Origin of the sequence: Onishia taeanensis (assembly GCF_003268885.1) — a bacterium.
In the GTDB taxonomy this organism is placed as follows: Bacteria; Pseudomonadota; Gammaproteobacteria; order Pseudomonadales; family Halomonadaceae; genus Onishia; species Onishia taeanensis_A.
On the sequence record NZ_QLSX01000006.1, the window covers coordinates 14,141 to 39,977 of the forward strand.

Annotated in this window: 20 protein-coding genes; 14 read left to right on the forward strand and 6 right to left on the reverse strand. The window is 62.3% G+C overall.

Annotation, left to right across the window (positions count from 1 at the left end; genetic code table 11):
• Positions 1–318: 318 nt before the first annotated feature.
• Complete coding sequence (locus BCL93_RS09240) at positions 319–849, reverse strand: helix-turn-helix domain containing protein (RefSeq protein ID WP_258396252.1); 531 nt, start codon at positions 847–849, stop codon at positions 319–321.
• A 280-nt stretch (positions 850–1,129) separates the two neighbouring features.
• On the opposite strand from BCL93_RS09240, the gene BCL93_RS09245 reads away from it, so the two are divergent.
• The 7 genes from BCL93_RS09245 to BCL93_RS09275 all read left to right on the forward strand — a co-directional run bounded on the left by BCL93_RS09245 (position 1,130) and on the right by BCL93_RS09275 (position 10,230).
• A complete protein-coding gene (locus BCL93_RS09245; protein WP_112054999.1) occupies positions 1,130–2,581 on the forward strand; it encodes an ATPase domain-containing protein in 1,452 nt (483 codons plus the stop codon).
• Positions 2,578–3,393 carry a hypothetical protein gene (locus BCL93_RS17105; protein WP_146742479.1) on the forward strand — a complete coding sequence of 272 codons (816 nt, stop codon included), beginning with the start codon at positions 2,578–2,580 and terminating at the stop codon, positions 3,391–3,393. Before BCL93_RS09245 ends, BCL93_RS17105 begins: the two co-directional genes overlap by 4 nt.
• Positions 3,374–4,909, forward strand: a complete 1,536-nt coding sequence (locus tag BCL93_RS09255) for a putative bifunctional diguanylate cyclase/phosphodiesterase (protein WP_181463071.1) — start codon at positions 3,374–3,376, stop codon at positions 4,907–4,909. The genes BCL93_RS17105 and BCL93_RS09255 overlap by 20 nt, the downstream gene beginning before the upstream one ends.
• 475 nt (positions 4,910–5,384) lie before the next feature.
• On the forward strand, positions 5,385–6,089 hold the full coding sequence (locus tag BCL93_RS09260) for a haloacid dehalogenase type II (RefSeq protein WP_112055002.1): 705 nt from the start codon (positions 5,385–5,387) through the stop codon (positions 6,087–6,089).
• Between the two features lie 384 nt (positions 6,090–6,473).
• Entirely contained in the window at positions 6,474–6,800 is a 327-nt protein-coding gene (locus tag BCL93_RS09265) for a hypothetical protein (protein ID WP_112055003.1), read from the forward strand.
• A 600-nt stretch (positions 6,801–7,400) separates the two neighbouring features.
• Positions 7,401–8,954: a DHA2 family efflux MFS transporter permease subunit gene (locus tag BCL93_RS09270; protein ID WP_112055004.1), complete on the forward strand. Its 1,554-nt coding sequence runs from the start codon at positions 7,401–7,403 to the stop codon at positions 8,952–8,954.
• Between the two features lie 118 nt (positions 8,955–9,072).
• A complete protein-coding gene (locus BCL93_RS09275) occupies positions 9,073–10,230 on the forward strand; it encodes an HlyD family secretion protein (RefSeq protein WP_258396255.1) in 1,158 nt (385 codons plus the stop codon).
• 291 nt (positions 10,231–10,521) lie between these two features.
• Here BCL93_RS09275 and BCL93_RS09280 read toward each other — a convergent pair whose 3' ends face one another.
• A complete protein-coding gene (locus BCL93_RS09280; RefSeq protein ID WP_112055006.1) occupies positions 10,522–11,550 on the reverse strand; it encodes a Fe(3+) ABC transporter substrate-binding protein in 1,029 nt (342 codons plus the stop codon).
• 286 nt (positions 11,551–11,836) lie between these two features.
• On the opposite strand from BCL93_RS09280, the gene BCL93_RS09285 reads away from it, so the two are divergent.
• Positions 11,837–12,979, forward strand: coding sequence for an ABC transporter ATP-binding protein (locus tag BCL93_RS09285; protein WP_112055007.1), 1,143 nt, complete (start codon positions 11,837–11,839; stop codon positions 12,977–12,979).
• On the opposite strand, the gene BCL93_RS09290 is transcribed toward BCL93_RS09285, so the two are convergent.
• Together BCL93_RS09290 and dauA are read right to left on the reverse strand one after the other, a co-directional pair.
• Positions 12,932–14,641, reverse strand: coding sequence for an ABC transporter permease (locus BCL93_RS09290; RefSeq protein WP_112055008.1), 1,710 nt, complete (start codon positions 14,639–14,641; stop codon positions 12,932–12,934). The genes BCL93_RS09285 and BCL93_RS09290 overlap by 48 nt on opposite strands.
• A gap of 201 nt (positions 14,642–14,842) precedes the next feature.
• Positions 14,843–16,591: a C4-dicarboxylic acid transporter DauA gene (gene dauA, locus BCL93_RS09295; protein WP_112055009.1), complete on the reverse strand. Its 1,749-nt coding sequence runs from the start codon at positions 16,589–16,591 to the stop codon at positions 14,843–14,845.
• 388 nt (positions 16,592–16,979) lie between these two features.
• Here dauA and BCL93_RS09300 point away from each other — a divergent pair, with 388 nt between their 5' ends.
• The 5 genes from BCL93_RS09300 to BCL93_RS09320 all read left to right on the forward strand — a co-directional run bounded on the left by BCL93_RS09300 (position 16,980) and on the right by BCL93_RS09320 (position 22,377).
• Entirely contained in the window at positions 16,980–18,374 is a 1,395-nt protein-coding gene (locus tag BCL93_RS09300) for a sigma-54 interaction domain-containing protein (RefSeq protein WP_112055010.1), read from the forward strand.
• 287 nt (positions 18,375–18,661) lie between these two features.
• Positions 18,662–19,747 carry a TRAP transporter substrate-binding protein gene (locus BCL93_RS09305; protein ID WP_112055011.1) on the forward strand — a complete coding sequence of 362 codons (1,086 nt, stop codon included), beginning with the start codon at positions 18,662–18,664 and terminating at the stop codon, positions 19,745–19,747.
• Positions 19,747–20,385, forward strand: a complete 639-nt coding sequence (locus tag BCL93_RS09310) for a TRAP transporter small permease subunit (RefSeq protein WP_112055012.1) — start codon at positions 19,747–19,749, stop codon at positions 20,383–20,385. The genes BCL93_RS09305 and BCL93_RS09310 overlap by 1 nt, the downstream gene beginning before the upstream one ends.
• Positions 20,378–21,730 carry a TRAP transporter large permease gene (locus tag BCL93_RS09315; RefSeq protein ID WP_112055013.1) on the forward strand — a complete coding sequence of 451 codons (1,353 nt, stop codon included), beginning with the start codon at positions 20,378–20,380 and terminating at the stop codon, positions 21,728–21,730. The genes BCL93_RS09310 and BCL93_RS09315 overlap by 8 nt, the downstream gene beginning before the upstream one ends.
• 68 nt (positions 21,731–21,798) lie before the next feature.
• Positions 21,799–22,377 (forward strand): Rossmann fold domain-containing protein, encoded by a 579-nt coding sequence (locus BCL93_RS09320; protein WP_112055014.1) that lies wholly within the window; start codon positions 21,799–21,801, stop codon positions 22,375–22,377.
• 238 nt (positions 22,378–22,615) lie between these two features.
• Here the strand turns inward: BCL93_RS09320 and BCL93_RS17470 are convergent, their stop codons facing one another.
• The gene (locus BCL93_RS17470; RefSeq protein ID WP_258396261.1) at positions 22,616–22,744 is read right to left on the reverse strand and encodes a hypothetical protein; all 129 of its coding nucleotides are present in this window, start codon (positions 22,742–22,744) and stop codon (positions 22,616–22,618) included.
• A gap of 23 nt (positions 22,745–22,767) precedes the next feature.
• On the opposite strand from BCL93_RS17470, the gene BCL93_RS09325 reads away from it, so the two are divergent.
• Entirely contained in the window at positions 22,768–25,182 is a 2,415-nt protein-coding gene (locus tag BCL93_RS09325; RefSeq protein WP_258396264.1) for a tRNA(Met) cytidine acetyltransferase TmcA, read from the forward strand.
• Between the two features lie 199 nt (positions 25,183–25,381).
• On the opposite strand, the gene BCL93_RS17110 is transcribed toward BCL93_RS09325, so the two are convergent.
• The gene (locus tag BCL93_RS17110; protein WP_146742480.1) at positions 25,382–25,699 is read right to left on the reverse strand and encodes a hypothetical protein; all 318 of its coding nucleotides are present in this window, start codon (positions 25,697–25,699) and stop codon (positions 25,382–25,384) included.
• Between the last annotated feature and the right edge of the window lie 138 nt (positions 25,700–25,837).

The window sequence follows — 25,837 nt, forward strand, 5'->3', positions numbered from 1 at the left end:
GACATTCGGGAGCCGCGAAGCGGTGGAAGGGCAGTATGCCACCAGTGTTTTTTTAGGTATTTGCCAGATGGAAAAAAACAACGATATTTTTTTATTGGTGTTAACGATGACGTGATCAAGTTATTTCCCCGTATAAATTCAGGTTATCATTTTCGCTCCAGTCAGAAACTATAATGCTGGTTTTTATATAGGTGTTCATGAAGATAACATGTGTTTTTTAATGTTAATTTTTCTGAAAAGAACTGGCGCCTAACATTTGGTATAGCCGGAAGATGATTTCCAGGAGTCGGGGAGCTGTGGGCGTGGCTCCGGGACCCTTTAATCGGCAATGTCAGGTTTCGCGACGTCAAATGAAGAGAAGGGGATGTCCATGGCTTCGCTCTTTCCGTCGCCGAATCCGAGATTCTTCGAGTTTTCAGCATCCTCGGAATTTAACTCGTAGATCAGCCTTATAATTTTCGCCTCTTCCTCTGGTGACAAGCTGATTCCCCGGTCCAAGAAATTTCTCCGGGTCTTGGCAATCACAGCTTCCATCCGCTCGACGTCCAGTGAGGGCTTGACGGATACGGACTCTGGTTGTTTTTCAGGCAGCTCTTGGCCAGTAGCCAACCATTCCAGGCTGACGCCCGTCTCGACGGCTAGAATGAGCGCTTTGTCCAGGCCGGGTAGCGAACCGGTGAGGTATTTTCTGATCAGGCTGTCACTCATCCCGCAGGACTTGGCGATGGAATGAATGGAGCGGTTGCCAATCGCTTGCTTGAGGCGCTTCGAAAACCCTCTCTCAAGTTCCAATATCATGCCTGAGTGTGAGCCCTCGGGTGCCGATTTTTCTCTAATGTCTTTTTTCATACTGAACGTTCTGCAATGGGGTAGCCCTTCAAGAGCAGGTTTCTTCAGGATCGCCTAATCATTGGTGGATGACGCCGCGATGTTGAAGGCCTTTCTCTCAGGTGTTATTTTTATCACCACAGAGGTGGTTTTTAACTCTATAGTTTCTAGGCTGGTCGAAAGTATAAATCATACCATGAAATGCTAGGGGGCCGTGCGAAAGACCTGTATCAGGGGGCTTAACTTATGTAGTGCAATTTGATGGTAGCAATTAGAGTGACTTTCAACGCGGGAGAAAGACATGCCCCCCTTAACTGATGGCCGCATTCGCACTGGCGTTCGAGGTTTCGATGAAATTCTCCGGGGAGGGGTGATCCCCCAGCGCACCTACCTGATCCGAGGTGGTCCTGGCTCGGGCAAAACCACTCTCGGCCTCCACTTCCTGATCAATGACTCCCAGTCGGGCAGCCTGTTCGTCAGTCTTGGCGAATCTGAGCAGCAGCTGCGCGAAAACGCGAAGCGCAGTGGTTTGTCGATGGACGGCGTGGATGTGCTGGACCTTTCGCCAGGACAAGAGGAGTCCGGCGACACGTATACCCTGCTGGAGAGCTGGGACGTGGAAGGCAATAGTATCCACGACAGCATTTTAAGCTACGTTCAGGAGCACCAGCCAAAACGCATTCTGATCGACTCTCTAAGTCAGATGCGCTATCTCTCGGCCGATACTTTCCTGTTTCGCAAGCAGGTTATGTCACTGTTGCGAAAGCTTACGGCTGAGGGGGCGACGATAATGTTCACCTCGGAACAAGAGCCAGGCGACAATGATGACACTCTTGCTTTTCTTAGCGACGGTGTCATTACTCTGGAACAAACCGAAAGCGAGCGTCAGTGCCGGGTTACCAAGTTGCGTGGCTCTTCGTTTGCCAATGGCGCGCACTATTTTAGCCTGGGTGACGGGGGCATAACGCTGTATCCGCGCCTGGAGCCCAGCCATCATGGCCGGCAGGTAGAACATACTCCTCTTGGATCTGGGCTGCCGGAATTTGATGCCCTCACCCACGGCGGGATTGAGCGGGGAACAGTAACTCTGTTGTCAGGGCCTACCGGGGTGGGCAAGACCACTCTCGGTGCCCAGTTGATGAGTGAAGCCGCCAAGCGCCACGAGCGCTCGGTGATCTACTCCTTTGACGAAGGCGCTTCGACATTTTTTGCTCGATGCCGGCAAGTTGGTCTGCCTGTGCAAGAAATGATCGCCGCTGGCCACCTGAACTTTGAAACAGTCGAACCACTGCATTACAACCCGGACGAATTTGCCGCCCGTGCACGTGTCGAGATTGAAGAGTTCGGCACGACCATGGTGATGATCGACAGCCTTTCCGGCTATCAACAGTCGGTGCGGGGTGACGAACTGCAGCAGCGTGTCCATGCCCTATGTCGCTACCTCGTCAACATGGGGGTGACCGTACTTCTGATCAACGAGGTCTTTGCGATTACCGGCCAGCAGGCTCGGGTGACGGAGTACGGACTCAGCTATCTCGCAGACAATATCATCATGCTCCGTTACATCGAGCTTGATAGCGAACTACGCAAATCGATTGGTGTATTGAAGAAACGCGCTGGCGGTTTCGAAAGAACTCTGCGCGAATTCGAAATTGCCCCTGAAGGACTGAGAGTCGGCCAGCCGTTTCATGGGCTGCGGGGCATTCTGGGCGGCGTGCCGGAAGTGATGACCAACACCCAGGATGCCACGTGACTGCACCTAATAGCTCTCATCAAGAGTCCCCGCGAATCGCCGTAGCCCTGGCAAATCCGTCAAATGGAGAATTGCTCGAACGGCTGCTGGGCCAGGCATTCCATCTGAAACACGGCTTCTTCGGAGGCCATGAATCTCTTGCTCAAGAGGTAGATCTAGTGGTGATTGATGTCGCATGCTTGCGGCAACATTACAAGCTGATCCGTGACCTTCGCCGTCGTGCCAATCCTATGGTGCTGCCGGTATTGCTGGTGGTCGAGAGCCGGGGAGCCCCCCACCCTCAAGTTGCCGACGAACTGGGCAAGAGTGTCGATGACATTTTGCGTATTCCTACTAGCCAAGTGGAGTTGCAAGCCCGAATCAACAACCTGCTGCGCCTGAGGACTCTGGCGAGAGAACAGGACGACGCTAGACGACAATTAGTCGGTGTGGTCAGCGCCCTGCGGACCCTGAGTGCCTGCGACAGTATCGTGGTGCGCTCAGAATCCGAAAGTGAGCTAATCAGGTCCCTATGCCAAACCATTGTTGATGAGGATGGTTACAACCTGGCGTGGATTGGTTTCAATGGCGAGCAGAGCGATTCTGCATTTGAAATCTGTGCCTGGGCCGGCCCTTCTCGAGCTTTCGTCCCAGACTTAAGGCAGAACCTGAGCAAGCCATCACCATGCGCTGACACTATCTCTTGGTGCATTCGCACCAACACAACTCATGTTGTCAATGATATTGCCGATACGCTCCCCTTTTCCCCCCCTGAGCGAACGCGCAATAACGCACCAGCTTGCTGCAGCCATCATGCTGCCGTTGAAGACTGAATCTGGCCCGTCGGGTTGCCTCACCATCTACTCCAATCGAACGGACCACTTTGACCACAAAGAATGCCAGTTGCTGGAGCGTCTCGCCGCCAATCTCGTGTTCGGATTGGATTCATTGCGCACTCATAGTGTCCGCGAACAGCAGGCTGCCGAAATCCACTATCTTGCCTATACCGATGCGTTAACCGGACTCCCCAACCGTCGCCATCTGATCCATTATCTGGATGACATTTTATCGACTCCTGAAACACGAGCGACCGAATACGCCATTCTGTTCATCGATCTTGATGGCTTCAAGCCAATCAATGACGCCTTGGGTCACGAGGTGGGCGACGAGGTCCTGCGACAACTTGCCCAGCGCTTACAAGCTTCGGTGCGCGATTCCGACCTGGTGGTCCGCCAAGGTGGTGACGAGTTCCTTGTGGTAATTAGCGGTGCGGTACGCAATGGCCCCCAACAGGATTTCGTGAAGATTGTCGATATCGCTCATCGTCTAGCCAACAGGATTATCGCCCACTTGGGCGAACCGCTGACGGTGGGTGGCTACACTCATCATCTGAACGCTAGCGTGGGCATCACCCTGATTCCGGAGCATGGCCGTGATCCCACCCTTCTGATCGAGAATGCTGACAAGGCAATGTATGAAGCGAAGCGCCAGGGAGGTGGGCAAAGCTATTTGTTTTCAAAGGATATCGCGGACAGTCATCAGCAACGCTTCTCTTTGGAAACAAGGCTGCGCCAGGCAATGGAGCAGCAGCAATTCGAGCTCTATTACCAGCCGATATTCGAGCTCAGCTCCTGCCGAATTGTTGCGGCCGAAGCACTGATCCGCTGGCCCCAGGACGATGGTGAGGTCCTGTCGCCAGGCACGTTCATGCCACTGGTAGAAAAAATAGGGTTGATCAACCCCATCGGCGACTGGGTACTGGAAACGGCTGCCCGCCAGCTGCGCGCTTGGCATAATCAGGGGTTAGAACTGAGCATGGCGGTCAATCTCAGCATCAATCAGCTCTACCCGAACGGAGATGCCGAACACTTCGCCGGCTTGGTTAAACCTTATGTCGACCCATCCTGGATACACTTGGAGGTCACAGAGAATGCCCTGATGGAAGATCCGGCAAAGACCGAAGCATTGCTAAAAGCGCTGAACGACCAAGGGTTTCAGCTTGCCATTGACGACTTTGGTACCGGCTATTCTTCACTGAGTCGGTTACAGCACCTCTCTCTCCAGTCTCTGAAGATTGATCGCAGTTTCGTCAACGAGCTGGATCGGCCGGATAGCAAGGGCGAAGCCTTGGTCGCCATCATTCACCAGATGGCGAGTAGCCTTAATCTTCACACCATCGCTGAGGGCATCGAAACTGAACACCAGCGTCAGCTGTTGCTCGACATGTCCACGGGAAAGGCTTGGGGGCAGGGGTACTGGTTCAGTCCTCCCATTCCAGCGCACGAATTCGAGCGATTGGCAAAGGCCAGGGCTCGATTGTCGTCCAGGGATGAGATGGTCCCCTTTTGATATTCGGCTGACCGCCTGATCAATGGTTATTCACTGCCTTGGTTATTGTGCAATTTATATCCGCGTTGCCATGCCCAGAAAGTTTTAATACTCCGGTAAGGTTTTCGTTTAATGCAGCGTGTCATCCGTACCCCCAATCTGCTGGTTTTGGGGGCGGATGTATATCTTGGCAGGATGGCACCAATCATTGTGCATGCATAACGTGGATGAAGGAGCATGCAGCATTTTCCAAGACGATATTTCCGGGCCTAAACAAGCTTGTTGTCATATGCTCCAACTCTAATTCTGTATCTGAACTGTGCCTAATCACGTGGGCGGAGAAACAGAGCTTTCCTTTTTCCTCTTTAGACTGGTAGATAGAGCTAGTGACGATACCTAGGCCGACGTCGAGCCCCGGCTGGACGGCTAGGCCACTGTGGGTGATAACGGGGCGAGGGATATCAATCAACGACGAGGATCATGAAAGGGGGCAGTGATGGAAGCAGGACAAGATACTGAGGTGCTGGCCTTCGATGTGTTCGGCACGGTGGTCGACTGGCATGGCTCCATCGCCCGCGAGGTCGATGCGCTGGGGCTGGGTGTCGATGGCGGCGAGTTTGCGCTGGCCTGGCGGGCAGGCTACAAGCCGGCGATGCAGCGGGTGCAGTCTGGCGAGCTTGGTTGGACGCGTCTGGATGACCTGCATCGTGGCATTCTCGATGAGCTGCTTGAGCGCTTCGCCATCACCTCACTTTCCGAAGCTGACAAGCGCCACCTCAACCGGGTATGGCACCGGCTCGATCCCTGGCCCGATGCGGTGGAAGGGCTTACGCGCCTCAAACGTCGCTTTACGCTCTGTACGCTCTCCAACGGCAACCTGGGCCTGCTCACCAACATGGCCAAGCGTGCCGGGCTTCCCTGGGACTGCATCTTATCTGCCGAGGTGTTCCGCCAGTACAAGCCGCATCCCGCTACCTATCTTGGCGTTGGCGAGGTGTTCGATGTGCCGCCTGCGGCGGTGATGATGGTGGCAGCCCATCAAGAGGATCTCGACAGTGCACGTCGCCAGGGGCTGCGGGCGGCCTACGTGGAGCGCCCACATGAGTTCGGGGTGGCAACCTCCAAGGATGCATCTGGTGCGCTCGATAACGACCTGCATACCACGTCGTTGATCGACCTGGCGGAGCGGCTCGGCTGCTGAACCTGCGAGATAGTCGACTAATTTATTAGCAATGGCAGGATTATCGAGAAAAAACTTGTCGTCTTTTCGGCTATAGCTACTATGGGAACAGTGCTATAAATCAGCTGTTTTCTTTACCGCCAGTTCATTTTGGTGGTCTGGCATTGAAAATGAAGGATGCGAGGTCTGTCCTGCGCTCTAAGCAGGCGAGATCGTCGTGATCATGGTGTCGTGTGATTGGGGGTAATCACAGTAGTTATGATGGTTACAGCCTGCCCTAGTGGTCTTTTTAGGGGGTAGGGTATGCTGCAGTAGGGATTTTTAATGCTTTCACTGCCCGCCCCGGAGAATTCACGCGCGTGGTGCTGAATCCATGTAGATAAGGTCAGATAAGACGAGGGACGCATGGAGCGTGTTTTGCTAGGGGCGGGGCCTCATGAAAGTTATATCATCATGTGCTCATGTGGTGCGATCGAGGTAACACGGGAGCCGCGTGAGTGGCGTCGGTTCACGCCTTACCACCATTCGGTGCGCTGTTATTGTGAAGAGTGCGGCGAAATCAATAGCATGGAGATTCTTGAGGAGAATTTCGATGGATCAGGTGCCCAGGCAGTGCTTCAGGCTATGGATGCTGCATCCGGCTCGACAATGCCCCCTGCTGCGCTCGTCACTCGCGACAATGTGATCGTGGCATTCCCTGGTGCTGGTCGCGATGCGGATATGCCCAAGTGAATCATTTAGTCGAGACGAAGCTCGTCGCAGGTTGCGGGAAAGCTCGATTCTGACCTAGGTCACCTGGCGAAAACGAGACAGACACAAGAAGGCCCGTGGCACTGCCACGGGCCTTCTTGTGTCTGTGACCTGTCGATATCGTCACCTTTGCGCCACGCCGAGCAGGCATTCGACTTGGTGTGGTGGGTTATCTTGTTAGCCTGAAAACTATATACTCGCTATTTTTAGCGTTGGGCGTACGTCCCCGCTCGCCCCACACGGGGAATGCGGTTCCACCCGGCCCCTTCGGTGTTTTTCTATCTCTGCGGCCTGCGCGATGCCGGCCGTTTTTCATCTGCTAACACCGCTAAAACCGCGTCATGCGAGGCGCCGGGAAGTGCTTCCAGGGGTGCTAGAGCGCCCAGGTTGGGCCTGCCTAACGATGACAGCAGGCAGCTCGATCGCCATGAAGACGGCGATCACGGCATTCGGCGCGTCATTTATCACGTCATTACTCACGTTATTGATTACTCATGTCATTGATTACCCACAGGGGGAGCGTCGCTTGTTCGAACAAGACACTGACATTCGCGCGCCGTGGCGGTGCCATGGCGGGGCACCATGAGCCAGGTAGACCTGCTGTTCGAGCGCTATGGTCCCCGCTACAAGCTGTGGGTGACCCTCACCGTGATGCTCGGTCTGGTGGCGCTGGGGATGTCGATTACCATCGTCAACGTGGCGATTCCCTACATCAAGGGCGCCTTCGGCATGAGCAACTCCCAGGTGCAGTGGCTCTCCACCGGTTTTCTGGCCTCGACCACGGTGTCGCTGTTGATCGCGCCCTGGTTGGTATCCGCGGTTGGTCAGCGCGCCACCTTCATCGGTCTGCTGGTGGTGTTCATGGTTGCCTCGATACTGGGTGGCTTGGGGCAGGGCATGATGGCGCTGATCGGCGCCCGGGTCGTGCAGGGCGCGATGACAGGACTGATCCGGCCGGTGGCCATGCAGGCGCTGTTCGCCGCCTACCCGCCCCAGGAGCGGGGCATGGCCGTGGCGATGTACGGCATGTGCCTTGGGCTACCGCTGACCCTGGCCACCGTCATCGGCGGCTGGCTGGTCGAGAGCTTCACCTGGCGCTATGTGTTTTTCATTACCCTGCCGATCTGTCTTGCGGCGGCGGTGATGGGGTATTTTTTCCTGCCGGCCCGCGAGCAAAAAGGCCCGCGCCCGCCCTTTGACTGGGCCGGCGTGGTGCTGCTATTCGCTGCGGTGTTCGCGCTGCTGACGGCGTTGTCCAATGGCCAGCGCTGGGGGTGGTACGACCCACGTATTCCCGCACTGGTGCTGCTCTCGCTGACCTGTGCCGGTGTCTTCGTGGTCTGGCAGAAGCGTACCGCTCACCCGCTGCTGGATCTGTCGATATTTGGCTATCGCATCTTCCTGGTCGGCACCCTGGCGATGTTTCTGTTCGGCGGGACCTTCTACGGCATCATGTACTTGCTGCCCCAGTTCGTGCAGTCGGTGCTGCACTACAGCCCGGTGAGCGCCGGTCAGATCTTCCTGCCCTCCACCGCGGTGCTGGGCATCCTGGTGCCGATGGTGGGCTGGCTCAGCGATCGCTACCCGCCGCACTGGATCACCTTGCCGGGGCTGGCCTGCACGGTATTTTCGGCCTGGCAGATGGCGCAGATGGACTGGAACACCTCCTTCGCGTATCTGGCCACGGCGATGGCAGTGCTGTCGGTGGGCATGGCGTCCTTTCCGCCGCCGACCCTGTCGAAGGCGATCTCCGGCCTGCCACGACATCTCACCGGCTATGGCTCAGGGGCGATCAACTTTGCCATGCAGCTGGGCGGCGCCATGGGGACCGCGGGCCTGGTGATTCTGCTCGACCGACGCTCCGCGCTGCATGGCCAGCAACTCAACGCTGGCGTTACCGCGGGCAACGACATGGCCCAGCAGCAGATGAGTCAGCTCGTTGAACTGGTGGGTCGCCTGGGCGTGCCCGCCAACCACCAGCAGGCCATGGCCGGCTATTTGACGGGCCGGGTCGAGGCGATCTGGGCCTCAATCCTCGCCTATCAGGACGGCTTCTGGCTGCTGGTCGCCAGTCTGCTGGTGGTCGCGATTCCCTCGATCCTGCTGAGCCGCTGGCAGCGCGCGCCCTACACTTGAGCCTTTTGACCTGGCCGCTTGAAGGACTGTTGAAGTGCTGACTCAAGGACTCATTCAAGGACTCAGCCAAGTCCTCATCCAATGATTTTTTCAATTACCTTTTCAAGGACTTATGCCCATGACGTCGTCGACTTCCACGCCTCGCCGCCTCACCGGCAGGGCCACGTTCAAGCTGGCCGCGCTGGCAGTCGTGGTCGCGCTCTGCCTGGCCTGGGGTGGCATGGCGATCCTGCATCGCCTCAGCCATGTCAGCGTTCAGGATGCTCGGGTGATGGCCAATCAGGTCACCGTCAGCAGCCGACTGTCGGGCTGGGTGACCGATTTCAGCATTATTGAAGGTGACCGCCTCGAGCGGGGCGATGCGGTGGCCAAGCTCTACAGCGAACCCGATGAACAGAAGCTTGCCACCCTGCAGGCCAGCGTCGACGCCATGCAGGCACGACTGGATCACCAGGAAGCGCGGCTGGCGCTGGCCAACCGGCAGTTTCAGGGCGGCCTGAACATCGCCAACCAGCAGCTCGAGGCCAGCAAGGCGGCCGAGCAAGCCGCTCAGGCGCGACTGGAGCAGGCCCGAAGCGACTACACGCGCTCGGACGAACTGCTCAAGCAGCATTCGGTGTCGCAGCAGCAGCGTGATCGCGACTACTACACCCTTGAGGCTGCCCAGGCGGAAGCCCACCAGGCCAGCCAGGAAGTCGCGGTCAATCAGGCCCAGGCCGACAATGCCCACCTTGGCTTTCTCAATGGCGTGCAGGCGCCGCTGCCCAACCCCGAAGTGCTGCGTTTCCAGCGCCAGGTGGCACGAAAGGAGCTGGCGCAGGCCAAGGCCAAGCTGAACCAGGAAACGCTGCGGATCGCCGATCTGCAGGTGCCCAGCCCGATCGCCGGTGTGGTCAACAAGACGCTCATCGATCAGGGCGAGTATGTCGGCGCCGGCCAGCCGATCCTGATGATGCATGATCCGGATAAGCTGTGGGTGGAAGCCCGAATCAAGGAGACCGACATCAGCGAGCTGCGCATCGACCAGCCGGTCGCGATTGCGGTAGATGCCTTCCCGGACGAGACGTTCTCGGGCCATATCACCAACATCGGGCGCGCGGCCACCAGCCAGTTCGCCCTGCTGCCGGACCCCAACCCCTCGGGCAATTTCACCAAGATCACTCAGCGCTTGCCGGTGCGTATTGCCTTCGACGAGGGGCCCACCGACCTGATCGGGCCAGGCATGATGGTGAACGTAGATATCGACGTGAGCGGCGCCGGCCCGCGTCACGGCTGAGCGGGGCCTTCAGCGGCCCGGGTTTGATGGGTGAGAGTGAGTCATGAGTCTGAGTCATGAGTGTGAGACGCGAGCTTGAGACGAGCGCTTGATACGGGCGCCATGCGAGTGCCGTAGAGAGATGGCTTCATCGAAACGCTTCACCTAGACGCTTTACCACCTGGACGCTTCACCAACACACAAAGGCCCGCAGCCATGCTGCGGGCCTTCTTGCGACTATGGTCTGTCCGCATTGGTATCGATAGCGGTACCTGTCAGCCGAATGATGGCGTCAGGTCAACCGGCCGGGGCTTAGCGCCAGCCGACGCGGTCGAAGATCCGCACCGCCTTGGGGTTGTTCTCGCCCAGCACGCTGACGTTCAGGTCATCCCGCTTGAAGTCGCCCCAGGAGGCCAGTACCTCGTCGATCTCGACGCCGTCGACCACCGGGAACTCGTGGTTACCCTTGGAGAACATCTCCTGGGCTTGGTCGGAGGCCAGGAATTCCAGGAATCGCTGGGCATTTTCCGGGTGCGGAGCGCCCTTGATCATGCCGGCACCGCCGACGTTGATATGCGCGCCGCGGCCTTCCTGATTGGGGAACAGAATGTTGATCGACTCGGCGGCCTCGCGCTCGGCGTCGTTGTCGGACTCGAGCATGCGCACGTAGTAATAGTGGTTGGCCACGGCCACGTCACACTCGCCGCTGGCTACGCCCAGCAGCTGGTCGGTGTCGCCGCCTTCCGGGTCGCGGGCCATGTTGTCGACCACGCCCTGTGCCCATTCCTCGGCGCCGTCCTCACCGTGGTGAGCGATCATCGAGGCCAGCAGCGACTGGTTGTAGATGTTGTTCGAGGAGCGCATGCACACTCGCCCCTCGAGTTTCGGGTCGGCGAGGTCTTCATAGGTCGAGATGTCGCTTGGGTCGATGGCGTCCGGGTTGTAGAAGATGGCGCGCACGCGCTGGCTGAAGCCGAACCACTTGCCTTCGGGGTGGTGCATGGAGGCGGGCAGGCGCTCGTCGAGCACCTCGGAGTCGACCGGGGCGAAGATGTCTTCCTTTTCGGCGCGCCACAGGCGGCCGGCGTCTACGGTCATCATGATGTCGGCGGGGCCGGCCTCGCTCTCCAGCAGGATGCGCTGAATCAGCTGGTCGGAGTTGCCCTCGAGCACGTTGACGTCGATGCCGGTCTTCTCGGTGAAGGCGTCATAGAGCGCCTGATCCGAGTCATAATGACGCGCCGAATAGATGTTCACGGACTCTGCCAGGGCCTGGCTGGCGAAGGCGGAACCGGCCACCAGGGCGGCAAGGGGCAGAACGTGACGGCGTTGCAGGGGCATCGGACACCTCGTGGATAGCGAGAACCTGAAATAGAATGATAATGCGTTGCATTAACCTGCTGCCATTGAAGCGCTTGGGGGAAGCTTCGTCAACTGACATTGCAGCCGTCTTGCGCCGTCCTTGATCGCGATCCGGGAAAACACGACGCGCGACTGACCCAGATCATGGGGCGATGGCGTGCGTAGGGGCCCACAAACCGAGTAAACTGGAATGCACTTAGGACGCATTCCCGCTTTCACGCTGCGGCGCAGGCCGTAGACGTACGAGATGAGACGACGAGCTTCCATGACCTCCCAAGCGATCCCGACTGACGTTGACCGCCAGGTTTCCCACGAGGCCCCCGTCCTCGCCATGCACCACATCCGCCATGCCTACGGCAAGCACCAGGCGGTTGAGGATGTCAGCCTCTACGTCGAGCAGGGCGAAGTCGTCTGCCTGCTGGGCCCCTCGGGCTGTGGTAAGACCACGCTGCTGCGCATTGTCGCCGGCCTCGAGACCGTGCAGGAAGGGGGCGTCGATCTGGGCGGCCGCCCCATTGGCCGGCCCGGCAAGGCCCATGTGCCCCCTGAGAAGCGCAATGTGGGGCTGGCCTTCCAGGACTCGGCGCTGTTCCCGCACCTCTCCGTGCTCGACAACGTCGCCTTTGGCCTCGAGTCGCTGCCCGGCAAGCAGCGCCGGGCGCGGGCCATGGAGCTTCTCGAGCAATTAGGCATGGAAGGCTATGCCAAGAGCTACCCGCACACCCTGTCCGGTGGCCAGCAGCAGCGTGTGGCCCTGGCCCGTGCACTGGCGCCGGCGCCGTCACTGATGCTGCTCGATGAACCCTTCTCGAGTCTGGATGCGCGGCTTCGTGATCGCATCCGCGACGATACCCTGCACGTGCTGAAGCGGGTCGGCGCAGGCGCCCTGCTGGTCACCCACGACCCGGAAGAGGCGATGTTCATGGCCGATCGCATCGCGCTGATGCGCGATGGGCGCATCGTGCAGATGGGCACGCCGCTGGAGCTCTACTGCGCGCCGCGGGACCCCTTCGTGGTGACCTTCTTCGGTGAGGTCAACGAGATGGCCGGTGAGGTGCAAAGTGGCCGGGTGACGACCCCGGTCGGCGAAGTGCCGGTGGACGATATGGCCGACGGCAGTCAGGTGCGGGTGCTGATCCGCCCAGAAGCGCTCAAGATCGTGACCCTCGACGAGCCGCCGGCGACCTCCCACAGCCATGAGGGCCACAGCCATGTAGTGATGGCCAAGCTACTGGGGCGCTCAAGCCTTCTACATATCTGCGCCCACGGCGCGGATGGTTGGGAAGCCCACCTCCACGCCCGGGTGCCGGGCGTGTTCCTGCCCGAAGAGGGTCAGCCGGTGCTCATCCAGCTCGACCCGTCACAGGTCTTTGTCTTTCCCGCCGATGGCACCGCTGCCGGGGCGTGAGCCCCGGATCGCCAGGCTCAACAGAATCACCGGGATGATCCCCACCGCCACGATGGTCAGCGAGGCGGTGGAGGCCTCGGCGAGGCGCTCGTCCGCCGCCAGGTTGTGCGCTCTCACCGCCAGGGTGTCGAAGTTGAAGGGCCTCAGGATGATGGTCGCCGGCAGTTCCTTCATTACATCCACGAACACCAGGATCGCGGCGGCCAACAGGCTGCCGCGGATGATCGGCGTGTGTACCTTGCGCAGGGTGCCGCCGGCGGTCTGACCCAGAGTACGGGCCGCGGCGTCCATGCTCGGCGTCACCTTGCCAAGGCTCGCCTCGATGGCGTTGAAGGATACCGCCAGGAAGCGCACCACATAGGCATAGATCAGGATGAAGGCGGAGCCGCTAAACAAGAGCCCGACCATCATGCCGAACTGCTCGTCCATGAAGCCGTTGATGCGTTGATCGAGCCACGAGAAGGGAATCAGGATGCCGACCGCTACCACCGAGCCGGGCACCGCATAGCCGATGGCGCCGATGCGGGTGGCCAGACGAGTGACCGGGCGCGGATTGAGTCGCGCGCCATAGCTCAGCACCAGCGCCAGGCCCACCGCGACCAGGGCGGCGATGGTCGCCAGCACCAGGCTGTTGCCGGCGAATTCCAGAAACTGGGCCCCGAACAGGTCATCCCCGCCCTGCACCGAGAGATAGGTCAGCAGACCGCTGGGAATCAGGAAGCCCACCATGATCGGCGCCAGGCAGGCGAGGCAGGCCGCCACGCCCCGCCAGCCGCGCAGGTGAAATTCGGGCAGCTGCTGATAGCGGCCCGAGGTGTGAAAGTAGCGCCTCTTGCCTCGCGACCAGCGCTCCAGCAGCACGAAGATGATCACGAAGGCCAGCAGGCAGGCCGCTAGCTGGGCGGCGGCAACCTGCTCGCCCATGCCGAACCAGGTGCGGTAGATGCCGGTGGTGAAGGTATCGACGCCGAAGTACTGCACCGCGCCGAATTCATTGAGGGTCTCCATCAGCGCCAGCGATACGCCGCCGACGATCGCCGGCCGGGCCAGCGGAATCGCCACGCTGGTGAACAGCCGCCAGGGCCCGCGCCCCAGGGTGCGGCCCACGTCCAGCACGCACACCGACTGCTCGAGGAAGGCCGCCCGGGTCAGCATGTAGACGTAGGGGTAGAGCACCAGGGTGATCAGCGTCGCGGCGCCGCCCAGCGAGCGGATATCGGGGAAGAAGTAGTCGCCGCGGCCCCAGTCAAAGACCTCGCGAAGCCAGGTCTGCACCGGGCCTGCGTACTGCAGGAAGTCCGTGTAGGCGTAGGCGATCACATAGGTCGGCACCGCCAGCGGCAGCAGCAGCGCCCATTCGAACAGCCGTCGTCCGGGGAAGCGGCACATCACCACCAGCCAGGCCGTGCCGGTGCCGATCACGAAGGTGCCAAGCCCCACCGTCACGACCAGGAACAGGGTGTTGCCGAGATAGCGACCCAGCACGGTGCTGGCCAGGTGCTGCCAGATGCCGTCAGTGGGCACCAGAATATGCGCGAGCACCACGATCACCGGCAGCGCCACGATCAGCGCGATGCCGATGGTCAGCACGCTCCAGGCGCTGAAGTGCAGCGATAGGCGACGAGCCAGGCTGGCCGGTCGAGAACTGGTGGAACGGAACAAGCGGTGGACTCCTTGCGGTGCTTGGGCCGGCAGTCAGGGCCTGCGGGAAGAAGCCCTGTCACCTGCCCAATGCGATGGGGTCACGAGTGAGACCAGCAACGGGCGAGAATGGTAACGGGCGAGAATACTATCAGTTGGGGTCTGTCACTGCAGCCTGCCGCGAACGCATCGTCACGCTGGGCAGGCCGCAAGCCGGTCGCCTCAGACCTGTGCGGGGCGGCGCTCCTCAAGCCAGCGCAGGGCCACGGTCCTGGCGCGGGCCAGGCTCGCGCAGTGCGTAAGCTCGCCGGCGGCGGTGCGAATCCCAACGCGGCGCAGCTTGACGATCTGACGGGGCGACAGGCCGATCAGAATCAGTGCGACATTCTGGCGGCGCATCTCCTCGACCATGCGGCGCAAGGCGACGAGCGCAGTGCCGTCGATGCTCGGCACGCCGTGCATGTCCACCATCACGATGCGGATGTCGGGGTCGACCATCTGCAGCGACGACAGGGCCTTCTCGGCGACGCCGAAGAACATGGGCCCGTTGATGTCGTAGAGCGCCACTTGAGGCGGCAGGTCCTGCACCTCTGGGTGGCGGTCGAGCGGACGAGCCTTGGTCTGAGTTACCTGCGTCATGCGGCGGATGAACAGGGCAGCGGCCAGGCCCATGCCCACCGATACCGCCAGCACCATGTCGAACAGCACCGTCAGCGCGAAGCAGATCGCGAGGATAGCCACATCGCCCGAGGGAGATGAGCGCAGGGTGTGTACGAACATCCGTGCCTCACTCATGTTCCAGGCGATGATGAACAGCAGCGCGGCCAGCGAGGTCATCGGTACCAGCCCCAGCAGCCCGGCCAGCGCGATCACCGCCAGCAAAACTACCAGTGCATGCACTACGGCTGCGATCGGCGAGCGCGCGCCGCTGCGGATGTTGGTGGCGGTGCGCGCCAGGGCGCCGGTGGCGGTGATGCCGCCGAAGAAGGGTACGGCAATGTTGCCAAGCCCAAGGCCAATCAGTTCGGCATTGGGGTCATGTCGGGTGCGGGTCATGCCGTCGGCGACCACCGCACAGAGTAGCGACTCGATGGCCGCCAGCATGGCAATGGCGAAGGCCGGGCCGAGCAGCGAGCGGATCAGGTCGAAGCTCACCGCCAGCGGTTCGCCTTCGGCGTTGGGCATATGCCAGGGCAGGGCGAAGCTCGGGGCGATTGGCGGAATGCCGACGCCGCTCTCACCCTCGGCGTTCCATTGAAAGCGCGAGGCGATGGTGGCGATGTCGCCCCCCAGCCAGTGATTGGCGACGTAGGCGGCCAGTGCCCCGGCTACCAGTCCGACCAGCGGCGCGGGCACCGGCGAGCGCAACCGCGGCCACAGCAGCAGCACCGCCAGGGTGATCACGCCGATAGCAAGCTCGGCAGGGCGAGTCTCGGGCAGCGCGGCCAGGATATTCGTCAGGCTTTCTGTGAAGTGCTCGCCCCGTGCCACCTCCAGGCCGAGGAAGTCCGGCACCTGCAGGGTGGCGATGACCACCGCGATGCCGGCGGTAAACCCAAGCACCACCGGGTAGGGCACGAACTGGATCAGCGCGCCCAGGCGGGCGAGTCCCAGGCCGACCAGGATCATTCCCGCCATCAGCGTGGCAATCAACAGCCCGCCAAGCCCATAGTGCTGGACGATTGGCAGCAGGATCACCACGAAGGCAGCGGTGGGGCCCGACACGCTGAAGCGCGAACCGCCGGTGAGCGCGATCACGATGCCGGCGACGATGGCGGTATAGAGCCCGTGCTGGGGCGCCACCCCGGTGGCGATCGCCAGCGCCATCGATAGCGGCACTGCCACGATGCCGATGGTCAGGCCGGCCAGGATGTCATGGCGCAGGTCCCCGAACCCATAGCCCGCCTTCCAGGCGGCGAGCAGACCGGTGCCGAGGCGAGGGCGATGCGCAGGCGAAGAGGGGAGCGCCATAATAAATCCTTCAAGCAGATGAGTGAGGGTCGCCAAGTGCGCGCAGGGCAAGCTCCTGGCCAGGCTGGCGTGCCTGGCCACCAGATAGCCGGGCCGCCAGCTAGATTGTGCGCCTGCCGAGCGTGCGATGAGACGATTTCCTTATATATGATCCCGGAAATCGGCGGTGAAGGAAAAGAGGCCTTTTGCCGCATTTCTGTCTCAGTTGTATCAGTTGTCGCAGGAGGCGCCTAAGCCGATCTCCATAAGCTGGCCGTCATAAGCAAGACTCGCACAAGTCGTCGGCTGGCGGCGCGACGGTGCGCGGCTTCTACGCCCAAGGTCCTCTTGTTGCGGTATCCCCCAGCGTTAATGCTGGGGGAATATTCTTCGCAAGGGAACGACGTCCATGGGCTCTGACATCTTCCCCCAGGCACTGGCCGGACCGCTCGTCTCGCCGCTTTTGCTGCGTGGCCTCGATGCCATGGGCGAGTGGCTGGTGGTGGTGGATGCCGAGTCCCGCATCGCCTATCTGAATGCGCCCTATGCCGCCTTCCTGGAGATCGATCCGCTGGCCGCGTACGGCAAGCCCGTGCGTGAGGTGATCGAGAACACTCGCATGCCGGATGTGGTGGCATCAGGCCAGGCGGAGCTTGCGCAGCTGCAGATGGTGCGCGGCCATCATATGATCGCCCACCGCTACCCGGTGCGGGTCGACGGCAAGGTGGTAGGAGCGATCGGTACGGTGCTCTATCACGACACCTGGGAATGGCGGCAGATGAACGCTCAGGTCGAGTCGCTGGAAGCCGAGGTCGATTATTACCGTTCGGCCGCCCTGGGCGCGACGCCGGGCACGCGCTGGCAGCTGGCTGATGTGATCGGCGACAGCGAGGGTGTCCAGGCGCTCAATGCGCGAGTCCGCAAGGTGGCCCCGGGCGATGCCTCGGTGCTGATTCGCGGCGAGTCAGGCACCGGCAAGGAGCTTTACGCCCACGCCCTGCACCGCCTCTCCGAGCGGGCCAAGGGCCCCTTCATCAAGCTCAACTGCGCGGCGATTCCCGAGGCGCTGCTCGAGGCCGAGCTGTTCGGCTACGAGGAAGGCGCCTTCACCGGTGCCCGCAAGGGCGGCAAGCCCGGCAAGTTCCAGCTCGCCGATGGCGGCACGCTGTTTCTCGATGAGATCGGTGACATGCCGCCGGCCATGCAGGTGAAGCTGCTGCGGGTACTCCAGGATCGTGAGGTCGAAGCGGTAGGGGCGACCAGCCTGGTGCCGGTGGATGTGCGAGTCATCGCCGCCACGCATCGGCCGCTGGAGAGTTTGATCGAGCGCGGCGAATTCCGTGAGGATCTTTTCTATCGCATCAATGTCGTGCCGTTGATGATCCCGCCGCTGCGCGAGCGGCGCGACGATATTCCGCTGCTGGCGCGCCACCTTTTGGCAAGGCTCGCCGAGCGCCGAAAGCGGCGCTGTCCAAGTCTCAGTCAGGCGGCGCTGGATTGCCTCACCTGCCACAGCTGGCCCGGTAACGTGCGCGAGCTGGAGAATGTTCTGGAGGCGGCCTTCTATTTAGGTGGCAATCATCTCGATGTGGCCGACCTGCCCGAGGCTTTACGCCAGCGCCACGGTGAGCCACCCAGGCTCGGTGCCTCGCTCAAGGCCACCCTGGCTCAGGCCGAACGCGAGGCCTTGCTGGCGGCACTTGTCGAATGCGACGGCAACCGCACCCGCGCCGCCAAGCGCCTGGGCATCGCCAAGTCTTCCTTTTATGAAAAGCTGACCCGCCACGGTCTGATGGTCGACTGAGGCGTCCGGTTTTTCGGACGTCGTCCGGTTTTGCGGACACCCATTAGCTGCCCTTTACGTGAGGTGAAACCTGAGAGCGTCCGAAATGCCGGACGCTCTCAGGCCGTGATGTGACGTCTTTCGGCCGCTCCTGGTCAAGAAAAGCGTTCGGTGTTGTATTTAAATTTATGAAAATAAAAGGTTTTGTCTTCCATGGCGCCAATCTTGCGCCTGGTTCCGACGCCAAGGGTTCCATGCGACACCGCTGGAATAACCGCCTGTAATAAGAACAACGCAAGGAGTCATTCATGCCAAGCCCGAACTTCCCACGTACGCTGCTCGCTGCCGGCATCGCCGCAGCCATGACCGCTGGGGTCGCCCTGCCGGCCATGGCTGACGGGCCCGAGCGCCTCGATGTCGCCAGTACGTTCTCGACGAAGAACTTCCTGGGGGCCGGTGCCGAGCACCTGTCCGAGGAGCTGCAAACCGCTACCGGTGGCGCCGTCAGCCTACGCGTTCACGAGCCGGGCGACCTGGTGCCGGCCTTCGAAGTCTTCAACTCCGTGTCTTCGGGCGCCATCCAGGCCGGCTGGGACTGGATGGGCTACTGGGCCGGCACCGTGCCGATCACCAACCTCTACGGTGCGCTGCCGTTTGGTCCGTCTCCGGAAGCCTTCATGTCCTGGATGTGGTCCGGCGAAGGCACCGAACTGCTGCAGACCGAGTACGACAAGTACGGCGTCAAGGTCCTGCCCTGCTTCATCTCGCCCCAGGAAACCGGCGGCTGGTACAACAAGGAGATCAACAGCCCCTCTGATTTCGATGGCCTGTCGATGCGCATCTCCGGCCTCGGCGCCAAGGTGCTCAACCGGCTCGGCGCATCCACCCAGCTAGTGCCGGGCGGCGAGATCTATCTGGCGCTGGAACGTGGCCGTGTCGATGCCACCGAGTTCTCGGTGCCGCAGGTCGATGCCGCCATGGGCTTCGACGAAGTCGCCAAGTACTACTACTTCCCGGGTTGGCACCAGAGCGCCAGCTGGTTCTCACTGCTAATCAACCAGGCGGTCTGGGATGAGTACAGCGATGAGCGCAAGGCACAGTTCGAAACCGCCTGTCGCTCCACCCTGCAGTGGGCCATGGCCGAAGCGCCGCCTGAGCAGGTGCGTACCATCCATGCGCTGGAAGAGAAGGGCGTGGAAGTGCGTCGCTTCCCGGACGAGGTGCTCGATGCCCTGCAGCAGTCGTGGGTCGAGGTGCGCAAGGAAGAGATGGAAAACAACCCGGCCTTCGCCAAGGCGTATCGCTCGCTGATGAAGCACGCCGGCCTGATCGACGAATGGTATGAGCTGCAGGCCATGCCGGCGATCATCCCGCTCGACGAAGGGGATAGCTGATGACACGCGCCACTCTCGCGCCCTGGCGTGAGCGTGGCGCGGCCGTGTGCGCCGCCCTGGGCCGACCGCTGGTCGGCCTGGGGCTGGTGGTGGGCCGACTCTCCAGCTGGCTGGTCATGCTGGTGATGTTGGCCGTGCTCACGACCGTGCTGCTCAACGCCCTGGGCGTCAATGAAATCGGCCACTGGGACACCAAGATCCTGCTGTTCGGCGATGCCCTGACCATCAACAGCATCACCGAGCTGCAATGGCACCTCTTCGGCATCCTGACGCTGTTCGGTGGCACCTACGCCCTGCACCACGATACCCATGTGCGGGTCGACCTGGTCTATCAACGACTGTCTCTTCAGGGCCGCGCGATCATCGATGTGATCGGGCATCTGCTGATGCTGATTCCCTTCTGTCTGCTGATTGCCTGGCTCTCCAAGCATTTTGTGACCATGTCCTATATCTCTAACGAACAATCCAACTATGGCGGTCTCACCGACCGTTATCTGATCAAGGCCATGCTGCCGATCGGGCTCGTCTTTCTGGCGGTGGGCGCACTGGGTCAGGTCTTCGCCAAGCTTGCTGTGATCCTCGACCCGCGCAGCGCCGCCTCGGATTCCATCGCCGACGAAGGGGCGACCCATGGCTGAATTCCTGAGTGAATACGCCCTCGCCCTGCTGATGGTCGTGACCCTGCTGGCGGGGATCTTTAGCGGCTATCCGGTTGCCTTCCTGCTCGGCGGCCTGGGCATCGTCTTCGCCTTCATCGGTGACATACCCGTGCCGTTTCTGGGCACCGTCGGCTCGCGGATCTTCGGCGGGGTGATCGAAAACTGGCTGATGATCGCCATTCCGCTGTTCGTGTTCATGGGCCTGATGCTCGAGCGATCCGGGGTGGCCAAGCGCCTGCTGCTGACCCTGCAGCGACTCTTCGGGCGCACCCACGGCGGGCTTGCCGTGTCGGTGGCGATCCTTGGCGTGATCATGGCGGCCAGTACCGGCATCATCGGCGCCTCGGTGGTGATGCTGGGTCTGCTCGCGCTGCCGGTGATGATGAAGCAGGGCTACCGGGCCGAGATGGCCTGTGGGGTCATCGCCGCCTCGGGCACCCTGGGCATTCTGATTCCACCCTCGATCATGCTGGTGCTGATGGGCTCGATCCTGCAGATCTCGGTGGGCGCGCTGTTCAAGGCCGCCCTGCTGCCGGGGCTGCTGCTCGGCGGGCTGTACATCGCCTATCTGCTGATCACCGCACGTATCCGCCCCGACTGGGCGCCGCTTGCCGACATGAACGACGTCGACCCGACGCCGCTGCCGATCGCGCTGCTGCGCGACCTGCTGGGCCCCTTCGTGCTGATCTTTGTGGTGCTGGGCTCGATCATGGCCGGCATCGCCACGCCCACCGAGGCCGCAGCCATCGGGGCGCTGGGCAGCCTTCTGCTGGCGCTGGCCATGCGCAGCCTGGACTTCGCCACCCTGCGCGAGGCGGTGCGCGATACCTCGCGTACCTCGGCGATGATCCTGTTTGTGGTCATTGGTGCCACCTGCTTTTCGGTGGTCTTCAAGCGCCTGGGCGGTGACTACATGATCGAAGAACTGATCACCGGCACTGGCCTTGGCCCCTATGGGTTGATGCTGCTGATCATGGGCCTGATCTTCGTGCTCGGCTTCTTCCTCGAGTGGATCGAGATCAGCTTCGTGGTGCTGCCGCTGGTGGCCCCGGTGGTCGAGGTGCTGGACTTCGGTTACGGGCTCTCCGGTCAGGGGCTGCTGGTGTGGTTCGCGATCCTGGTCGCCATCAATTTGCAGACCAGTTTCCTGACGCCCCCCTTCGGCTATGCGCTCTTCTATCTCAAGGGCATCACCGAGGGCCAGGTGAGCATCCTGACCATCTATCGCTCGATCATTCCCTTCGTGCTGTTGCAGGTGACCGGACTGGTGCTGTGCATGGTCTTCCCGGCGCTGGTGCTGTGGCTGCCGGGGCTGATGCCCTGAGCCTGAGCCCACAGGTGAGCGTGGGGCGGGTGTGAGGGCGACGTGAGGGCGGTTTTGAGGAACACTGCATGCGCAAGCGGGTACTGATCGCCGGCGCCGACGAGATGCTCGAGGCCCTGGCGAGGGTCTTCCTCGAGGAAGGCGCCACTGTGGCACTGCTGACGCCGGATGCGGCGAGCCTCGAGTCGGTGCTGGACGGCCTGGGTGGCGAGCAGGCCGACCGCTTCGGCCTGGTGGCCGGGGAGGGCGCCCTCGATGAGCTGCTGGGGCGGCTGGGGCGACTCGATGTGCTGGTCTGTGCCCCGCGCACACTGCCTCCCGGCGAGCCGCTGGCCCGCAAGCTCGACGAGCAGGTGGTCGGCCCCTCGGGACTTTTGCAGGTCGCCAGGGCCTGGATGCAGAGCCGTGGGGGCGGTCGGCTGGTCGCCGTAGCACCGGATGGCGACAGCCAGGCGGCCAGCATGGTGCGTGAGGCCCTGGGGGCGCTGGTGCGCCGCCTCGCCGATGGCGGAGGGCCGGCGATTCGCGTCAACCTGCTATGCCCGAGGGGCGCCTCGAGCGCCTCCGTTGCCGACTGCACCCGCTTTCTGGCGGGTGGCGCCGGGCGAGCCATTACTGGCCAGGTGCTGCGCCTGTCGGATACCTGAGTGCCGCCCCGGCCACTGTTCAACCTCTTCCCAATTGCTTTCCACAACCTCCCCTATGAACAGACGGCCGGACCTGGCATGCCAGGTCCGGCCGTTGCTTTCTCGAACTGCTTTCTTGAACTGATGTCTCGAGTTGCCGTTGCTTGAGTGCTGGCTGTTGGTAGTGCCGGCGTTCGGCGGCGGTGACCGAACAGCGGCCGCTATCGTCTAGCCTTAATCACCGCTCAGCGATGACGCACTACCAGCCCCAGAACAGCAGCCACCAGGCCCAGCCGATCACACCGATGGCCAGCGCCACGCCGGTGGTGGCCAGTGCCCGGCGCAACAGCGGTGCGCCGCTCGCCGAGGCGCTGTTCGCGTTGATCATGACGGCCAGGGCCAGACAGTGGCATGGCGCACATCCAGGGCTGGCCCCGCGATGGCGCTTGTCGCATGCTGTGCGCCATGACCATCCCGCTCGACACCACTGAACCCATGACGCTTATCGACCCGCCAAGCCGTGAGACGCTCTTGACCCTGCTTGGCCACCTCGCGGCTCGGCGCCACCGTGGCCTCCTGTGGATAGCCGCGCCTCAGGCCCTTGCCGTCTCCCGCGCCATCTCGCTTTGGCAGTCCCTCGGCTGGGCCGAGCCCTTGTGGCTGGGAGCGCCCCAGGCGAGCCTCGAGGCGGCAGGCATCGACCCACTGCCTGCCGCCAAGGCGCGCACTCGGCTGGGCGGCGAGCACGACCTGGCGGTGATCGATGCCGTCTCTGCCCAGGCCGGCTTCGACCCCGAGGCCTTCGGCGCGGTCTCCGGCACCCTGCGTGCAGGCGGCTTATTGGTGCTGCTGACACCGCCTGACTGGGGCGCCCGGCCGGATGGCGACTATGCCCGCCTCGCCGAGCATCCCTATCAGGCCGAGGAGCTGAGTTCGCGCTACCTGGCGCGCCTTGCCCGGCTACTGTCGGCCTCGCAGGAGATTGCGATCTGGCCGCCTGATGGCCGCCTGCAGCTTGCTGAGCCGCTGGCTCAGGCGATGGAAACGGCGATAGCAACGGAGAAAGGGACGGATGCGTCGACCGGTGATGCCAGCGAGGCGGCGCCAGAGGATGCCGACTGCGCCACCGCGGATCAGGCGAGAGCGGTTGAGCGTCTCATGCGGCTGAAGCGCCGGCGCCCACTGGTGCTCACCGCCGACCGGGGCCGGGGCAAGAGTGCGGCGCTGGGCATCGCCTGTGCCCGGCTGCTCGCCGGTGGTGAAACACAGGTTCTGATCACCGCGCCGCGCCCGGCGGCGGTGGAGGCGCTCTTCGAGCGCCTGGCGGTGCTCTGCCCCAGTGGGCGGCGGCAGGCCAACGTCTTTGCACTTGAGGCGGCACACGAGGCAGCGGACTCGCCCTGCGTGCGCTTTATCGCCCCGGACGCCCTGGTGGAATTGGCCCTGGCCGGCGAGCAGGGCGGGGCCGGCGCGCTGCTGCTGGTCGACGAGGCGGCGGCGATTCCCGCGCCGCTGCTTTCGCGGATGCTGGCCGCCTTCCCGCGCATCGCCTTCGCCACCACCGTCCACGGCTACGAGGGCTCGGGCCGCGGTTTCGCGCTGCGTTTTCGTGAGCATCTGGATCGCCAGACCCCTGGCTGGCAGGGCCTGCATCTGGCGACACCGATCCGTTGGGCCGCGGATGATCCCCTGGAGCGGCTCACCGACAGGCTGCTGATGCTCAACGCCGAGCCTGACGAGGCAGATGACAAGGCCGAGCCTGACGCCAGCTCGAGAGCAACAGGTGAATCGTCGATCATCGAGTGCTCCCGGGACGCTCTGGCGGCTGACGAGTCGCGACTCAGAGCGCTATTCGGCCTGCTGGTCCAGGCCCATTACCGCACCCAGCCAAGTGACCTGCGCCGGCTGCTCGACGGCCCCGGCGGCCGGGTGGTGTGCCTGGGTGAGCCGCACACTAGGGCCGTGGCCCTGACCGTGGACGAAGGCGGCTTTGCGCCTGATCTGGCCGAGCAGGTGGCCCGCGGCGAACGGCGTCCTCGCGGTCACCTGCTGGCGCAATCCCTGGCGGCTCACGCCGGCAGCCGAGGCGCGCTGACCTCACGGGTTCGGCGCGTGATGCGCATCGCCGTGGACCCCCGCGCTCGGCGTCTCGGCCATGGCCGGGCGCTGCTGGCTGCTGAGCTTGCCAAGGCAAGCGAGGAGGATATCGATCTGTTCGGTGCCAGCTTCGGCGCCGAGGCGGGGCTGATGGCCTTCTGGCAGCAAAGCGGCTTTCGTGCGGTGCGCCTGGGCCTGACTCGCGAGGCGTCCAGCGGCGAGCACGCGCTGATGGTCGCTCGGGCCACCAGCGCCCGTGGCGATGAGCTGCTCTCTGGTCTCGCCGCGAGTTTCCAGGCGCTGCTGCCGAGCCTGTTGGCCTTCGAGCTCAAGGATTTCGACCCGGCCCTGGCGGCAGACTTGCTGGCCGAAGGGCCGGTGGCCGAGCTGGATGTTGCCATGCTCAGGGACATCGACGACGTGGCGCTGGGGCACCGGGCGCCGGCGCTGGCACGCCCGGCCCTTCAGGCCCTGGTGCGTCGCGGGCTCGCGCTGCGACGTCAGGACGGCGATGCGGTCGCGCGCCCCTCAGCGGATCTGCTCGATGAGAAAGGCGTTGCGGAAGCTGCTGACGAGGATGCCTGGATGCTGGTCGCCGTACTCTTTCAGGGCCGAGACTCAGCTTGGCTGGCTCGACGCCTCGGCTTGCCCGGTCGGCGCCAGGTCGAATCCCGCCTGCGCCAGACGCTGGGTCGCTGGCGCCTGCTGTTTGCGCCGCCCAAGGGATAATAGGGTCTGTGCGACACGCCGGGGAACGATGATCAGGCGGCGGCACGTGTGGCGCCTTGTTTTGAGACCGAAACCGAGAGCGACACCGAGACAGGGCCGGCCATGGCCAGCCCTGTCTGGTAGACGTCGCGCAGAGCGACGAGATGGATGTGCTGGTCGAGAGTGGGTGTGCCAGCAGCGTGGAGGGGTCGCCTGGGGCTCAGTGACCGCCCAGAGTGACCAGCGGGTAGCCGTCGACCGTGACCAGTGGTACACCGCCCGAGTGGTGACGCTCCTCGCGAACGATCACCCGTCGCTCGATCACGCGGGTACGGTCGTGATGCCGGCGCGCCTGATAGTGTTTGTCATGGTGATGCCGTTGCCGTTGCCGATGGTGATGCCTATCGCCATGTCCGCCGTGGCCACGGTGGTCATGGCCCTGGTGGTGATGACCGCGGTGCTCGCGATCGGCCATGGCTGGAGTGACAAGGCTCAAGCCAAGCATAAGGGTCAGTGTCAGTAAGAGAGGATGGCGCATGGTGTCGACTCCTGGGTGGGGGAACTGCGCTCCCCTTAAGTTATCTGCAGGGTTCCCTGAGTCGCAGTATATCGGCGCCCGCCGACGAGTCGAACAGCGTTTCCTAATCTATGGCCGGCTTCCTTGCTCTCTTCACAA